This is a genomic window from Pseudomonas sp. efr-133-TYG-103a, from assembly GCF_030209235.1.
Classification (GTDB): Bacteria; Pseudomonadota; Gammaproteobacteria; order Pseudomonadales; family Pseudomonadaceae; genus Aquipseudomonas.
The window spans coordinates 119,172-134,399 of record NZ_JARVSK010000026.1 but is presented as its reverse complement, the minus strand read 5'-3'; the positions used below and the strand labels follow the sequence as shown (position 1 = coordinate 134,399).

At 61.4% G+C, this 15,228-nt stretch carries 10 protein-coding genes and 1 other RNA gene; 2 read left to right on the top strand and 9 right to left on the bottom strand.

Translation table 11 applies throughout. The features are described 5' to 3' along the window. Positions 1–8: 8 nt before the first annotated feature. The 3 genes from QRN36_RS21515 to QRN36_RS21505 all read right to left on the bottom strand — a co-directional run bounded on the left by QRN36_RS21515 (position 9) and on the right by QRN36_RS21505 (position 2,624). Positions 9–377, bottom strand: a complete 369-nt coding sequence (locus tag QRN36_RS21515; protein WP_285425915.1) for a Rap1a/Tai family immunity protein — start codon at positions 375–377, stop codon at positions 9–11. Between the two features lie 32 nt (positions 378–409). Further along, positions 410–1,336, bottom strand: coding sequence for a type I pantothenate kinase (coaA, locus tag QRN36_RS21510; protein WP_306470515.1), 927 nt, complete (start codon positions 1,334–1,336; stop codon positions 410–412). Positions 1,337–1,496: 160 nt separating this feature from the next. Beyond that, entirely contained in the window at positions 1,497–2,624 is a 1,128-nt protein-coding gene (locus tag QRN36_RS21505; RefSeq protein ID WP_285425913.1) for an alkene reductase, read from the bottom strand. Positions 2,625–2,760: 136 nt separating this feature from the next. On the opposite strand from QRN36_RS21505, the gene QRN36_RS21500 reads away from it, so the two are divergent. Next, positions 2,761–3,702: a LysR family transcriptional regulator gene (locus QRN36_RS21500; protein WP_285425912.1), complete on the top strand. Its 942-nt coding sequence runs from the start codon at positions 2,761–2,763 to the stop codon at positions 3,700–3,702. Between the two features lie 98 nt (positions 3,703–3,800). Here QRN36_RS21500 and ffs read toward each other — a convergent pair. After that, positions 3,801–3,897: signal recognition particle sRNA small type (ffs, locus tag QRN36_RS21495), an RNA gene on the bottom strand. 228 nt (positions 3,898–4,125) lie between these two features. Between ffs and QRN36_RS21490 the strand changes: the two genes are divergently transcribed. Next, the gene (locus QRN36_RS21490; protein WP_285425911.1) at positions 4,126–4,614 is read left to right on the top strand and encodes an N-acetyltransferase; all 489 of its coding nucleotides are present in this window, start codon (positions 4,126–4,128) and stop codon (positions 4,612–4,614) included. A 6-nt stretch (positions 4,615–4,620) separates the two neighbouring features. On the opposite strand, the gene QRN36_RS21485 is transcribed toward QRN36_RS21490, so the two are convergent. The 5 genes from QRN36_RS21485 to smc form a co-directional block, all read right to left on the bottom strand. Further along, entirely contained in the window at positions 4,621–6,426 is a 1,806-nt protein-coding gene (locus tag QRN36_RS21485; RefSeq protein ID WP_285425910.1) for a bifunctional diguanylate cyclase/phosphodiesterase, read from the bottom strand. Positions 6,427–6,592: 166 nt separating this feature from the next. After that, the gene (locus QRN36_RS21480) at positions 6,593–7,759 is read right to left on the bottom strand and encodes a putative zinc-binding metallopeptidase (RefSeq protein WP_285425909.1); all 1,167 of its coding nucleotides are present in this window, start codon (positions 7,757–7,759) and stop codon (positions 6,593–6,595) included. Positions 7,760–8,031: 272 nt separating this feature from the next. Further along, a complete protein-coding gene (gene ligA, locus QRN36_RS21475) occupies positions 8,032–10,395 on the bottom strand; it encodes an NAD-dependent DNA ligase LigA (RefSeq protein ID WP_285425908.1) in 2,364 nt (787 codons plus the stop codon). Between the two features lie 213 nt (positions 10,396–10,608). Continuing rightward, a complete protein-coding gene (gene zipA, locus QRN36_RS21470; protein ID WP_093459493.1) occupies positions 10,609–11,475 on the bottom strand; it encodes a cell division protein ZipA in 867 nt (288 codons plus the stop codon). A 264-nt stretch (positions 11,476–11,739) separates the two neighbouring features. Then, the gene (gene smc, locus QRN36_RS21465) at positions 11,740–15,228 is read right to left on the bottom strand and encodes a chromosome segregation protein SMC (RefSeq protein ID WP_285425907.1); all 3,489 of its coding nucleotides are present in this window, start codon (positions 15,226–15,228) and stop codon (positions 11,740–11,742) included.

Sequence of the window (15,228 nt, the reverse complement as noted above, 5' to 3'; positions counted from 1 at the left end):
AAACCGGATCACCGACAGGGAAAGGCGTTTTTCAGCGCGGCGACCACCAGCACTGATTCGTTCAGATGCAGGCTCTGCGGGTGTTCTTCGAGCGACTGCACGACGATCCGCATTGACTGGACCATGGGAATTCCGCCCTCGGGCACGCACACCAGCCGGGGTGTATTACCGGCTTCATGAAACAGGTCCAGCGTGTCCATGGTCGCCTGCAGCACGCCCACGCAGTGACCGATGCCGACCGGGTTTTTCGCGGCGCCGCCACTCATGCTGTTGATGCCGTCCTGACATTCGAGCAGCAGCTTATTGCCGTCCGCCATGGCGTACGTACTCAAACTCAGCAGTAGCGCCGCGAACATCCATGTGATCGCTCGGGTCATCGGGTCCCTTCCGGTTTTATCGTCGATTGCCGCTAGCGCAGCCACAATTCCTTCACCGAATGATCCGCCGCCTTACGTACCACAAGGCTTGCGCGCTCACGGGTCGGCAAGATGTTTTCCAGCAGATTGGGACGGTTGATGTCACGCCAGATCTTGCGCGCGGCGTCGGGGGACTTTTCCGGCGGCAGGTCGGCGAGCTCGCGGAAATAGGCCCCGCGAGCGCGGAATGCAGTGCGTTGCAGCATCAGGAAGCGCTCGACGTACCAGCGTTCGATGTCACCTTCGTCGGCATCCAGGTAAATGGAGAAATCGAAGAAGTCCGAGACGATGCTGCCTGGTTTCTGCCCGTCATTGCCCTCGGTCTGCAGGACGTTCAGGCCTTCGAAAATGAGGATGTCCGGCTGACTCACCTTCAGGAATTTGTCCGGCACGATGTCGTAGCTGATGTGCGAGTAGACCGGCGCGCTGATCTCGGCGGCGCCGGCCTTGAGGTCCGAGAGAAACTTGACCATGCGCTTGCGATCGTAGCTTTCCGGAAAACCCTTGCGGTGCATGATGCCTTCGGCGTCGAGCTTGGCGTTGGGGTGCAGAAATCCGTCGGTGGTGACCAGATCGACCCGAGGGTGATCGGGCCAGCGCGCCATCAACGCCTGCAGCACACGCGCGAACGTGCTCTTGCCCACGGCAACGCTGCCGGCGACGGCGACGACATAGGTCTGTTTTTTCGCAGGACGGCCCAGAAAGGTGTCCTTGATGCTTGCCAGATTGCGTGCCGCGCTGACATGCAGGTTGATCAGTCGCGACAGCGGGAGGTAGATATTGGCGACATCTTCAAGGGAAATATCTTCGTTCACGCCTCGCAATGCAGCCAGATCTTCTTCGGACAAAGTCAGTGGCGTGCTGGCGCGCAGCCCCGCCCACTCTGCGCTGCTCATTACGAGATAGTCATCAGGCGCCATCTATAGCCTTCCAATCCAGGTGTCCATTTCGACAATGGTGCGAAGACTATCGTATTGACCCAAAAACGGGGCAGATTTCTTTGATCTGGCAGGTATTTGCCCGCTCGCAGGCCTGCCGGTCAGCCGGCAGGCCTGCGTATTCAAGCGATCAACGTCACCCTCAAGCCGATTCGTAAGGCGGGTAATCCACGTAACCCTCGGCGCCGCCGCCGTAGTAGGTGTCGCGGTTCGGGGTTGCCAGCGGCCAGCCGTTTTTCAGGCGGGCAACCAGATCGGGGTTGCCGATGAAGGGCTGGCCGAAGCCTGCCAGATCAATCAGCCCGGCGTCGACCAGATCCTGAGCGCGCTCAAGGGTCATGTCTCCGGCCAGAATCAGCGCCGTGCCAGCTAACTGCGCCTTGCACTGCGTGAGCAGGTCACGCAGCGCCTGTTCCTGCGCCTGCGCGCCTTCGCTGGCGAGGAAGAAGTGCGTCTGGTCCATCACGTGGACGTAGGCAATACCACGCTCGCCCATGCCCGCGCAAAGCGCTGCATAGGTTTCATCTATCTGCGGATAGAGCGGCATATCGAACAGCTGGCCGTAAGGCGAGATGCGGATGCCGACACGGTCGGCGCCGATTCTGGCGCAGACTGCATCCACCACTTCGAACACGAAACGCAGGCGATCCTGCAGGTTCTCGGCCGAATAACGGTCGCTGCGATCGTTCACCCGCGGATTGAGGAACTGCTCGATCAGATAGCCGTTGGCGCCATGGATTTCAACGCCGTCGAACCCGGCGGCAATGGCGTTTTCCGCGGCTTGCGCGAAGTCCTCGACGACCCGACCCACCTCATCGGTCGCCAGGGCGCGTGGCACCGAAGTCGGTACGAAACCGGGCTCGCCATCGTCCGTATAACCGAACGCAATGGCGCCTTGAGCAGGCTTGTTCGTCGAACTGACCGGCGCTTTGCCGCCTTCCTGAATCGAGGTGTGAGAGACACGGCCCACGTGCCAAAGCTGAGCAAACATTTTGCCGCCCACGCTGTGCACCGAGTCGGTGGTCAGCTTCCAGCCCTTGATCTGCTCGGGGGTGAAAATGCCCGGGTTGAACAGATAGCCCTGCCCTTCGCGGGAAATCGGCGTGCCTTCCGACACGATCAGGCCTGCGGTGCCACGCTGGGTGTAATGCAGCGCGATCTGCTCGGTCGCGATGTCTTCGGGTGCGCGCGAGCGAGTCATCGGCGCCATGACGAAGCGGTTGTTGAGGTTCAGGCCGTTCAGCGAATAGGGGGCAAACAGGTCAATCATCGAGTGATCTCCAAGGTGGGTGGCGAGCGACTCATCGAGTCGCCCAGACATTGCCCATAGGTTATTGGAGAATTTTGGTAACATTTAAGCCATTCACTACGAAGTGATATGAATCCTGGTCACCAATGAGGTCACGATGAACGCTTCCGACAGCCTCAAGGGCATCGACGTCTTTGTCAGCGTCGCGATGCTGGGCAGTTTTTCTGCCGCCGCCAAACGCCTGGGACTGACCAACTCGGCAATCAGCAAAAGCATCGCCCGACTCGAACAGCGGCTCGACACACGCCTGTTCAATCGCACCACGCGACGGTTGTCGCTGACCGACGCCGGGGCGCAGTACTACAGGACCTGCTCCGAAGTGCTGGGTTGTCTGGAAGAGGCCGAACAGGTGTTGAAGACCGAAAATGCCGAGCCCCACGGCAAGGTCCGGCTGGACCTGCCCGCCTCGTTCGGGCGCCTGCACGTACTGCCGCTGATGCTCGACTTCCTGCAAGAGCATCCACTGCTGTTGCCGCACATCACCTTCTCCGACCGCTTCATCGATCTGGTGGATCAGGGCATCGACATCGTCGTCCGAATCGGTGCGCCGGACGCTTGGCCCGCATTGCTGGGGCACAAGTTTCTCGGCGCGCAGCGGCTGGTATTTTGCGCATCGCCCGGCTACCTCGCGGCGCATGGCACGCCCCGTCAGGCCCACGAACTGGCGGATCACGCCTGCGTGCTTTACGGCCATGAGAATGGCAGCGTCACGGCGTGGTCGATGGCGGGCGAGCAAGGGAACGTCGACCGCCACGTCATGCACGGCCGAATTGCCATCGGCGACGGCGAAGGTCAACTCATGGCCGCCCTGACCGGCCTGGGCATCACCCAGTTGCCGACGTGGCTGGTGGACAAGCACCTGCAGAGCGGCGCGCTGGTCGAGGTGCTTCCGGAACTCGCGGTGCACAGCCTGCCGATCAACCTCATCTGGCTGAAAAGCCGGCAAAGCCTGCCGAAAGTCAAAGCGCTGCTCAGCGTGTTAGGCGCCTGCCTGACGCCTGCGGGAAGGACGCATGTCGAGGCCGAAAAGGACACTTGAATGTCGGACACGACGAATGATCGCGAGAAGCCGCATGGGGCGTGCGTGACGTAAAGATCGAAGATGATTGAAGCAGGAGGGGTTCGTTATGGAGGCAACCCCACCAGCCACACCCCGGCACACAATGTTCCCGCTGTGGCTGCTCCCTTCCGGGCCTGACCAGGTTAACGGGTAATCGTTGCGGGGGGACCGATGGGGTCACCATAACGACACTCGCCAGTTGGCGAGCCGCGCCATTGTACCGGTCTGGCGCGAAGTTACAACCTCTTGTTTCAGATTGAGAATTTTATCGGGTCCAACCCGTTTCGATGACGCCAGCAGGCGCGGCGCAAGGCAGAAATGCGGCACAATCAGTGCCTGATTTTCCACCTTCGTACACAGCGTGGCAGCTTCTTCCTGAACCCTGCCCGTCCCGGACGCCCCATGCACAGCACGTTGATGAAATACCAGGCGTTGTCGGCATCGCAGCACGCCCGGTTGCTGGAAATCGAACTGCCGAGGCAGCAAGTGAGTTACGTCGGCGACATCCATGGCGGCCTGCATTCGTTGACGGCACGGCCGGCATGCGACATTCAGGGTTACGCGCTACTGGTGGATGACATCCCTCGAGGATTTTTCCTACTCAAACGCAGGACGCTGCTGCCGCCTTGGGCCAGTGGCAATACCGCAACCCTTCACGCGCTGATGATCGATCATCGGCATCAAGGGTTGGGACTCGGCCGCGAATGCCTGGTCAGGCTGCCGGCTGTTGTGCGCGAAGGCTGGCCGGAGGTGGAGCGACTGATGTTGGCGGTGGAAACCGACAATGAAGGCGCCCGCCGCCTCTATCTGAACGCGGGCTGGCAGGACGTCCCTGCGCCGACGGGCATCGCGCTGGGGCGCGAAAGGCTGATGCTGTTGAAACTGCGCTGAGGGCCGTCAGCCTCCCAGCGCCCGCAACTGCCTGACTTTGTGAGTGCGCTCGCCGTTCATCCAGTGTTCCAGTCCGCCAACCGTCATCGGCCGGGCGATGAGATAACCCTGGACTTCGTGGCAACCCAGCTGACAGAGGATTTCGTAAACGGCCTCGGTTTCTGCGCCTTCGGCCACCACTCGGTAGCCCAGCCGCCGGGCCAGATCGACGATGGCCTCGACCAGACGACGATCCTTCTCATTGACGTCGAGGTGATCGACCAGCGACTTGTCGAGTTTGACGGTGGTCGCGGGTATCTGCCGCAGGTAACTCCAATTGCTGTAGCCGGTGCCGAAATCATCGATGGCAATGTCGATGTCCAGCGCCCGCAGACGCTCGAGTTGCAGACGCGTGAGGTCCGGATTCTCACACAGCGCGCTTTCGGTGAACTCAAGTTCGAAGCGACCGGGGTCCAGTCCGCTGATGGCCAGCTGCTCGAACAATGCATCGCTGAACAGCGAGTTCGCCAGATCGATGGCCGACACGTTCATGGCCACCTTGAACGCATAACCCTGCGCCTGCCAGCGCACGGCCTGTTCGACAGCGTGGCGCAGCACCCACAGGCTGAGCGAGCGGATCAGCGCAGTCTTTTCCGCCAGCGGAATGAACTCGGCCGGGCTGATCGGCCCCAGCACGGGATGCTGCCAGCGCAGCAGCGCCTCGACGGTGACGACCCTCCCGCTCGACACCTCCAGACGCGGCTGAAACACCAGAGACAACTGATCCGGGCTGCGCACCGCATCGGCCAGAGAAGCGAGCAGCAGAAAGGCGCGCTGTTGGGCGAAATCCAGATGCGGCTCGTACCAGCGCCATCCGGTCGCCTTGCCGCGCGCCTCATCGGCGGCGCTGACCACCAGTCGAATCCAGTCCTTTTCATCACAGCGATCCAGCCCCAACGGCAATACACCGATGCCCACGTCCATCTGGATAGGGATGTTGCGGCAGATCAAGGGTTCGCGAAAATGCTTGAGCAGATGCCGGAACAATTGTTCAGCCTGCTCCGGCCCGGTATGACGGGTGATCAAGGCAATCCGCGTCGGACTGACCTTGTACAGCGCCGTGTCTTCGGGCAACAGCCGGCGACAGCTGTCGATCATGCCGCGCACCAGTTCCTGCGCGAAGCTGTATCCCAGCGCCTTGACGATGCTGTCCAGAAACGCCGGATCGACCATATCGAGGGCAACCAGCGCGTGTTCATGCCGATCGGCCAGCGCAACGATGTCCTCCTCAAGCCGCCGCCGGTTGAACAGGCCGGTGGGCTGATCGACATAGCTGGCCTTGCGCAGATTGTTCAGCCGCTTCATGACCAGCTGACCGTACATTTCCAGCATCTTCACCTCGCGCGGGCCAAGCGCGGCGCGGGGTCGGTTATCGATAATGCACAGCGTGCCCAGCGCAAGCCCGTCGGCCGTCACCAGTGGCACGCCGGCGTAGAAACGGATGTGCGGCTCACCGGTGACCATGGGGTTGTCGCGAAAACGCGAATCCAGTGTTGCGTCCGGAATCTGCAACACGTCGTGTCCGAGGATGGAGTAGGCACAGAAGGAAATTTCGCGCGGGGTTTCCCGCTCTTCGAGGCCGGTGCCGGCGCGAAACCACTGTTGGTGTTCGCTGACGATGGACACCAGCGCGATGGGCACCTCAAACACCAGCGCGACCATGTCGACGATATGATCCAGCACATCGTCGGCGGTCGAGTCGAGAAGCCCCATGTGAGTGATGCGGGACAGCCGCGAAGCCTCGTTAAGAGGCATCGGAGCACTATTGGCCATATCTGAAATCCCTGTTCAACTGCTCAGCGCCAGTAGTATCAAAACGATATTGTTAGGCAAAGTAGCACTAGATTCAGACGCTTGCAGGTGCTCGCAGACCGGCGGTGCTGACACAGCTGGCGCTGCAAAGTTGCAGCGATTGCGGGGCATCGAGCACCCGCGTGCTTCATTGCACCTGGAGCACCTCGTCCGCTTTGCCGCCTGCGCCTTGAATCACCAGATGAATGAAATGCAGCTTGGTGATCACGGCGGGCGGCAGCACAAACGGATAAAAGTCTGGCTGGCCCATGGCGCGCGACAACTCGTTAAGCATGCCGGCAAGCTCGATCCACGCGTTGACGAACGCCAGGAACGCGGGCCCGCCCGGATGCTGCGGGTCGTAAAGCGTTTCCAGTTCGAACGGCTGGTAATCGAGGTCCATGTCCCGGGCGCTCATGCCCAGGCTCAGCGCCGTGTCGACGGCATCCATCATGTGCAGGTAATGCGCCCAGGTTTCAGCCCAGTCTTCCCACGGATGCATGGTGGCGTAGGCGCTGACGTAGTGCTGCTGCCAGTCCGCCGGGGCGCCGTGCTGATAGTGATGATCCAGCGCATCGGCGTAGCTGGCGCGGTCATCGCCGAACAGATTGCGGAAACCGTCCTGCCAATAGGTGTCAGCGATCAGGCGATCCCAGTAGTAGTGTCCGACTTCGTGGCGGAAATGCCCGAGGAGCGTGCGGTAAGGTTCGTGCATCTGGACACGAACTTTCTCACGAATAGCGTCGTCAGCTTCTTCAACGTTGAGGGTGATCAGGCCGTTGGCGTGCCCGGTGGTCGGCAGATTGCCTTCCAGGTCGACGCCAAGGAATTCGAACGCCAGACCGCGCTGCTCGTCCACGCTCTTGGGGATGACCTGCAGCCCCAGCGTGATCAGCTGCGCCACCAAGCGCCGCTTGGCGGTCTCGATCTTGCGCCAGCGCTCCGGGTTTTCCGGCACGGACAAGTCGGGAATGGTCTTGTTGAGGCTACAGGCCACGCAGAATTCGCCGGCATTGAGCGCCGGAAACAGCCAGTTGCACGCAGCGGGGGTGTCCAGATTCGCACAGCGGCGATACAGCCCGGCCTGAGGCTCGTCGCTCAAACGCCAGGTGTTGAGGTCGGGCCCGGGCTCCAGGGCCGCGATCCTGCCCTGCTCCGGCAGATATCCCAGTGCTGCCGAACACGCCAGGCACTGGCTGTTACGGAAGAATACCGACTGCCCACAACGGCACTGCCAGACCTTGTTGTTGCGCTTGCTTTCACCGGCAAATGGCGCCGCGATCCGGGTGCTGAGTTGTTCGAAGAACTGGAACATGGCCATCTCCTGAGTGGGCTGCAAGCACTAGATCATCGGGGGTTGCGGCGGTTCCGTGGATTTTGTCCGCGAGGGGCATGGGCAGTGGGTGCCTCGGAAAGGCGTTCCCCCAGTTAAAGCGCCTTCCCGGCTGAAGCCGGTTCTACCGGGACAGACCGCCTTCCCGGCTGAAGCGGGTCCTACTGGGGGAGACCGCCTTCCCGGCTGAAGCCGGTCCTACTGGGGAAGAGGTCGGCATTAGCGCTGTGCTTACGCGCCCAACAACAAACGGCTCACTCCACCGCAACGTTGTGCTTCTTGAGAAACGCAACAAACGCCTCTTCGTCCAGCACCTTGAGCCCCAGTTCGTTGGCCTTGGTCAGCTTCGAGCCGGCGCCCGGCCCGGCGACCACGGTGTGGGTCTTGGCCGAGACAGAACCGGACACCTTGGCGCCGAGGCTTTCGAGCTTGTCCTTGGCGACGTCGCGACTCATCAGCTCCAGCGAGCCGGTCAGCACCCAGGTCTGCCCTGCCAGCGGCAAACCTTCGACGACTTTCTTTTCGCTCTGCCAGTGCATGCCGAATTCTTTGAGCTGTTGCTCGATGGCGATCGCGCGGTCGGCATTTGCCTTGATATCAAAGAAGGCTCTGACCGATTGCGCCTGTTTCTCCGGCAGGGTCTGGCGCATGTCCAGCCAGTCAGCCTTGACCACGCCTTCCAGCGTGGTGAATTTGTCCGCCAGTTTTTGCGCGGCGCCGGGGCCGACCGATGGAATGTTGAGTTTGTCGAGCATGCCGCCCAAGGTGGCGCTGGCCGCAAACTCGGCGCCCAGATCGCCGGTGTCCTGCAACACCATGTTGCATTCGCCAAGCAATGCGCCAATGACGTTCTGGTTGTGTTCGTCCTCGAAGAAGCTGTGAATTTCGTGTGCCACTTCCAGGCCGATGTCTGGCAGGTACGTCAGCACTTCAGGCAGCGCGGCCTTCACCCGCTCCAGCGAACCCAGCGAGCGTGCGAGTACTTTCGCGGTTTCCTCGCCGACATCGGGAATCCCCAGCGCATAGATGAAACGCGCCAGCGTCGGCTGCTTGCTGTCGTCGATGGCCTTGAGCAGTTTCTTGCTGGAGATTTCGGCGAAGCCTTCCAGATCGATGATTTGCTCGTATTCCAGCTTGTACAGGTCAGCGGGCGAGCCAATCAGCTTTTCGTCCACCAACTGCTCGATGGTCTTGTCGCCCAGGCCTTCGATGTCCATCGCGCGTCGGGACACGTAATGGATGATCGCCTGTTTGAGCTGCGCACCGCAGGCCAGGCGACCGACGCAGCGGTAAACCGCGCCTTCGCTGACCGTTTCCTTGCCCTTGCTGCGCTTGATCAGCTGCGTGCGCTCGACCTGCGAGCCACACACCGGGCAGGTCTGCGGAATCTCGACTTTGCGGGCGTTGTCGGGCCGCCGCTCCAGCACGACCTGCACCACCTGCGGGATCACGTCGCCTGCACGACGAATAATGACGGTGTCACCGATCATCAGGCCCAGGCGCGCGACTTCGTCCATGTTGTGCAGCGTGGCGTTGGCCACAGTGACGCCGGCCACCTTGACCGGCTTGAGGCGCGCGACCGGCGTCACGGCTCCGGTGCGGCCGACCTGGAATTCCACATCGAGCAGTTCGGTGAGTTCTTCCATGGCCGGGAATTTATGTGCAATGGCCCAGCGAGGCTCACGTGCGCGAAATCCCAGTTCGCGCTGGGAAGCAATGCTGTTGACCTTGAACACCACGCCGTCGATCTCATACGGCAGGGACAGCCGACGCTCGCCGATATCGTGGTAATACTTGAGGCAATCTTCGATGCCCTCGGCCACCTTCAGCTCTCGGCTGATCGGCATGCCCCACTCTTTGAGTTGCTTGAGATTGCCGATGTGGGTGTCGGCAATGTCGTGGGACACCTGACCGATGCCGTAACAGCAGAATTCCAGCGGGCGATTGGCGGTGATCTTCGAGTCCAGCTGGCGCAAGCTGCCCGCCGCGGCGTTGCGCGGGTTGGCGAAGGTCTTGCCGCCAATCTCCAGTTGACTGGCGTTGAGACGCTCGAACCCGGCCTTGGACATGAACACCTCGCCGCGCACTTCGAGGGTTTCCGGCCAGCCTTTGCCGTGCAGCTTGAGCGGGATATTGCGCACTGTGCGCACGTTGACGCTGATGTCCTCGCCCGTGGTGCCATCGCCGCGAGTGGCGCCGCGCACCAGAGCACCGTTCTGATACAGCAGGCTGACCGCCAGACCGTCGAGCTTGGGCTCGCAGCTGTACTCGACCTTGGCGGCGCTGCCGAATAGATCACCGGTGGGCAGATCGAGGCCTTCGTTGACCCGTCGATCGAACTCGCGCATGTCGGTTTCTTCGAAGGCGTTGCCCAGGCTGAGCATGGGGATTTCATGCCTGACCTGGGTGAACGCCGACAGTGCCGCGCTGCCGACACGCTGGGTCGGCGAATCGGGGGTGACCAGATGCGGGTTGTCCGCTTCCAGCGCTTTCAACTCGTGGAACAGGCGATCGTACTCGACGTCCGGAATGCTCGGCTCGTCGAGGACGTGATACCGGTAGTTGTGCAGGTCCAGCTCTGCGCGCAGTTCCAGGATTCGGGTTTCGGCAGCTTTCATAAATGTGTACTCGAAAAAGCAAAAGAGCAGCCGGGGCTGCTCATTCGTGGTCGTGCTAAACCTGTAGGAGCGTGGCTTGTCCCGCGATCGACGGGGAACCCGTCGCAATCTCGGCGAACGCGGTATTTCTGGACGAACGCGTTTGCGGGATTTGCTGCCGCTTCGCGACAGATCGCGGGACAAGCCACGCTCCTACAGGGTTGCGTCGCTCAATCAACGACGCTGAGTCAGTGCGCGGCGTTCGAACTCGACGATGCGCTGGCGGTAATGCTCGATGGTCTGCGCGGTCATGACGCTGCGCTGATCATCCTTGAGCTCGCCGTTGAGTTCATGGGCCAGTTTACGCGCCGCGGCCACCATCACATCAAACGCCTGCTTGGGATGGCGCGGACCCGGCAAGCCGAGGAAGAAGCTCACCGCACGGGTGCTGAAATGGTCGATGTCGTCCAGATCGAACACGCCCGGCTTGACGGCGTTGGCCATGGAGAACAGCACTTCGCCGTTGCCTGCCATGCTTTCGTGGCGATGGAAAATGTCCATTTCACCGAAGCGCAGGCCGCTTTCCAGAATGTTTTGTAACAAAGCAGGCCCTTTGAAACCGCTTTCGTCGCGGGAAATGACGCTGATCACCAGCACCTCTTCCACCGGCGCCAAGTCCTTGTCTTCGGTAATACGCTGGGTCGGCTTGTCGTCCGGGAAGTCATCGTCACGGGCCGAGAACAGGTTCGGACCGTCGAGATCCAGGTTCAAGTCGCCTTGCTGCGGTTCGTCCTTGCGCTTGCCGCGCTTGCTTTCGCGCTCAGGGCGCTCCGCCCGCTCAGGCCGCTCGCGAGCCGCGCTCATGGCCGGCAGATCCTGCTCGTCCAGTTGCGGCTCTTTATGGGTTTCCAGAACACGCGCAGGGCCCAGCACCTCGGCGGACGAGCCTTCGTCGTCGTCCGGCAGGTTGGAAAAGCTGCGGTCCAGCCTGAATTTCAGTTTGCCTTTGCCGCCGCGCATCCGGCGCCAGCCGTCAAAAAGAATACCGGCAATGACAATTATGCCGATGACGATCAGCCACTCTCGCAGACCGATTTCCATGTAATCCCGTGCCTCTAATGAAAATTCTGAAAAGTAAGGGCGTAAACCCCTTTAAAACGTGGAGCCAACTCTATGTTCTGAATGGCCTTTTACCCACGCGAAATGAAAAAGTGGACATTAAGCTAGCACGACCAAAGGTAACTTTACACCGTCTGTTACATCTGGCATGCCGCGAGGATCTGTACCTCTGCGGCGGTTGATCCTGTACTGAGCCATCGAGCGCCACTTTTCCCTCATCAATCCGTTCGGCTGCGCCGCAGCCCGTTACGCATCCACCAGCGCCATGGCCTCCTCTACGTCCACCGCCACGAGGCGCGAACACCCGGGCTCATGCATGGTCACGCCCATCAGTTGATCGGCCATTTCCATGGCGATCTTGTTGTGGGTGATGTAGATGAACTGCACCGTTTGCGACATCTCCTTGACCAGTCGGGCATAGCGGCCCACGTTGGCGTCGTCCAGCGGTGCGTCGACCTCGTCGAGCATGCAGAACGGTGCCGGGTTGAGTTTGAAAATGGCAAAAACCAGCGCCAGCGCGGTCAGGGCTTTTTCGCCACCGGACAGCAGATGGATCGTGCTGTTCTTCTTGCCCGGGGGACGCGCCATGATCGTCACCCCTGTATCGAGTAAATCTTCGCCCGTCAGTTCCAAGTAAGCGCTGCCACCACCGAAAACTTTTGGAAAAAGTGCCTGAATTCCGCTGTTTATCTGATCAAAGGTCTCTTTGAAGCGATTGCGCGTTTCTTTGTCGATCTTGCGAATGACGTTTTCCAGCGTGTCCAGCGCTTCGACCAGGTCGGCATCCTGAGCGTCGAGGTAACGCTTGCGCTCGGACTGCTGCTGGTATTCATCGATGGCGGCCAGGTTGATGGCGCCCAGACGCTGAATCCGCGCGGCGATGCGCTCCAGTTCCTCTTCGGCTTCCTTCTCGTTGGCCTCGGGCGTCAAGGTCGCCAGCACGCCATTCAGATCGTAGCCGTCTTCGTGCAGTTGCTCCTGGAGCGTCTTGCGTCGCACCGTGAGTGACTGCCATTCCAGCCGCTGCTGCTCCAGTTGCCCACGCAGCAACTGCGATTGCTGCTCGGCCTGGGTACGACGTTTCTCGGCTTCACGCAGGTCGCGGTCGGCGTCTTCCAGAGCGTTTTTCGCGGTGCGCATTTCGTCGTCGACGACCATGCGCCGTTCCAGCAACTCTTCGAGTTTCAGGCGCAGCTCTTCGAGTGGCGCCTCGCCCTCTTCCAGGCCCAGATTCAACTGCTCACGCTTCTCGGTCAGGCGCTCGGACTGCATCTCCAGACGCTCCAGGGCCTGACGCGTCGAGTCGTGCTGAGCGCGCAACGAGCTCAGCCTGACGGCCAACTGGTTGCCGTGATCCTTGTGCTGCCGCGCTTCCTGACGCACCCGATCGAGCCGTTCACGCAGGCTGTCACGTTGGGCCAGCAGCAGTTCGCGCTGCTCGGTGTCCAGCGCCATGCTGTCAAGCGCGTCCTGCAATTGCAGGCGCGACTCGCCCAGGCTTTCCTGCTCGATGGCGCGCTGCTCGCCGAGCTCGGTCAATTCTTCATCCAGCCGCGTGCGGCGCAGGGTCAATTGCTCGACCTTGGCTTTGGCTGCCGACAGCTGAGCCTTGAGCTCACTCTGCTGACGGGCTTCGTCCTGCAGGCGTCGGCGCAGTTGCTCACGACCGTCTTCCTGCACGCGCTGCTGCTCGCGCTGGGTGAGCAACAGTTCTTCAAGCGCAGCCAATGTGGCCTCACGCTCCTCGCGTTCGGCCTCCAGACGCTGCAACTCCTGGCCGCGGGCCAGGACGCCGCTTTCGGCCTCGCTGGCGCGACGCACCCGCAAGAAATCACGGCCGACCCAGTAGCCGTCGCGACTGATCAGGCTTTGCCCGGCGCTCAACTGCGAACGCAGTGCCAGGGCATCGTCGAGGGTTTCGACCGGCTTGACTTGACCGAGCCAGTGGCTCAGGTCGACGCCGGTTTCGACTTTGTCGAGCAGACTGCCCGGAATGCGGGTCTTGTCGGCTGCGGGGCTGACCAGACGCAGATCACCCTGATTGAAACCGGCCAGATCAAGGCCCGAGAAAGTGTCGACCAGCACCGCATGCAGATCGGCGCCCAGCACGGTTTCCACGGCCAGCTCCCAGCCCGATTCGACGCGCAAGCCTTCAGCCAGACGAGGACGCTCGCTCAACTGATGCTCGCGCAGCCATTCGGCGGTGCCGGTGCCGGGATCCAGCGCCGCCTGTTGCAACGCTTCCAGCGAAGCGATGCGGCCGTTCAGACGCTGCAGATCGCCCTGCGCCTGCTGTTGCGACTGAGTCGTCTGCTGCAGTTCGAGGCGCAATTGCTCGAGGCGCTCGACCAGCTGTTCTTCTTCGGCGGTCAGGTCTTCGAACGCCATTTCCCGCGCTGCAAGGTCTTCGCTGAGTGCCAGAATCGCCGCATCTTCCGGGTCGGCGGCGAGCAACTGGCGCTCTTCGCCCAACCTGCGCTGACGTTCGGCCAGGCGCTCCATACTGGTTTCCAGCTGCTGGATGCGCGATTGCTGAACCTCGGCCTGGCGTCGCGGTTCGGCAGACGTCAGGTTGAAGGCGTCCCATTTCTCCTGCCAGCCGTGCATCGCACTTTCCGCCTCTTCCAAGGCGGCGGCGGATTCCTCGGCGGCGGCGAGGGTCATTTCCTGCTCGGGCTCAAGCATTTCCAGCTCTTCGCCCAGCGTCGCCAGCAGCGTGCGGTCGTGGCCCAGATGGGATTCGGTTTCCTGCCGGGCGCGCTCGGCTTCGCGCAGATCGTCCTGCAACTGACGCAGCCGCTGCTGGCCGTGCTGAATGCTTTGCTCGACACGGGCAATGTCGCCGCCGACCGAATAAAAGCGGCCCTGCACCTGATTGAAGCGTTCGGAAAGATCGTGATGGCCGTCGCGCAGGCGTTCGATGGACGCATCGGCGCTGCGCTGATCGGCCACCAGCGCCTCGAAACTGACTTCCTGAGTGCCGATGATCGCCTCACGCTGCGCGACCTGATCGTTCAGCGCCTGCCAGCGCAAGGCTGACAACTGCGCCTTGAGCTGGCGCTCCTCGGCTTTATATTCCTGATACTTCTCGGCGGCCTGGGCCTGACGGTGCAGACGCTCGAGCTGGCGCTCGAGTTCTTCGCGCAGGTCAGTCAGGCGCGCCAGGTTTTCGTGGGTACGGCGGATGCGGTTTTCGGTTTCCCGGCGGCGTTCCTTGTACTTGGAAATACCGGCGGCTTCTTCGATGAAGTTGCGCAGATCCTCAGGCTTGGCTTCGATCAGCTTGGAAATCATGCCCTGTTCGATGATCGAATAGCTGCGCGGGCCCAGGCCGGTGCCGAGGAAAATGTCGGTGATGTCGCGACGACGGCACTTGGTGCCGTTCAGGTAATAGCTGTTCTGGCTGTCGCGGGTGACCTTGCGGCGAATGGAGATCTCCGCGTAGGCGGCGTATTCGCCCACCAGTGTGTTGTCCGAGTTGTCGAAGACCAGCTCGATGCTCGCCTGACTGACCGGTTTACGGCTGGTGGAGCCGTTGAAAATGACATCGGTCATCGACTCGCCGCGCAGGTTTTTCGCCGAGCTTTCGCCCATGACCCAGCGCACCGCGTCGATGATGTTGGACTTGCCGCATCCATTGGGGCCGACCACGGCCGCCATGTTGCTGGGGAAGTTCACCGTCGTCGGATCGACGAACGACTTGAACCCGGCCAGCCTGATGCATTTAAGGCGCAT

Excerpts from the sequence above, each read along its gene's own strand:
- QRN36_RS21515 (WP_285425915.1), bottom strand. The coding sequence starts at position 377 with ATGACCCGAGCGATCACATGGATGTTCGCGGCGCTACTGCTGAGTTTG.
- coaA (WP_306470515.1), bottom strand. The coding sequence starts at position 1,336 with ATGGCGCCTGATGACTATCTCGTAATGAGCAGCGCAGAGTGGGCGGGG.
- QRN36_RS21505 (WP_285425913.1), bottom strand. The coding sequence starts at position 2,624 with ATGATTGACCTGTTTGCCCCCTATTCGCTGAACGGCCTGAACCTCAAC.
- QRN36_RS21500 (WP_285425912.1), top strand. The coding sequence starts at position 2,761 with ATGAACGCTTCCGACAGCCTCAAGGGCATCGACGTCTTTGTCAGCGTC.
- QRN36_RS21490 (WP_285425911.1), top strand. The coding sequence starts at position 4,126 with ATGCACAGCACGTTGATGAAATACCAGGCGTTGTCGGCATCGCAGCAC.
- QRN36_RS21485 (WP_285425910.1), bottom strand. The coding sequence starts at position 6,426 with ATGGCCAATAGTGCTCCGATGCCTCTTAACGAGGCTTCGCGGCTGTCC.
- QRN36_RS21480 (WP_285425909.1), bottom strand. The coding sequence starts at position 7,759 with ATGTTCCAGTTCTTCGAACAACTCAGCACCCGGATCGCGGCGCCATTT.
- ligA (WP_285425908.1), bottom strand. The coding sequence starts at position 10,395 with ATGAAAGCTGCCGAAACCCGAATCCTGGAACTGCGCGCAGAGCTGGAC.
- zipA (WP_093459493.1), bottom strand. The coding sequence starts at position 11,475 with ATGGAAATCGGTCTGCGAGAGTGGCTGATCGTCATCGGCATAATTGTC.
- smc (WP_285425907.1), bottom strand. The coding sequence starts at position 15,228 with ATGCGCCTTAAATGCATCAGGCTGGCCGGGTTCAAGTCGTTCGTCGAT.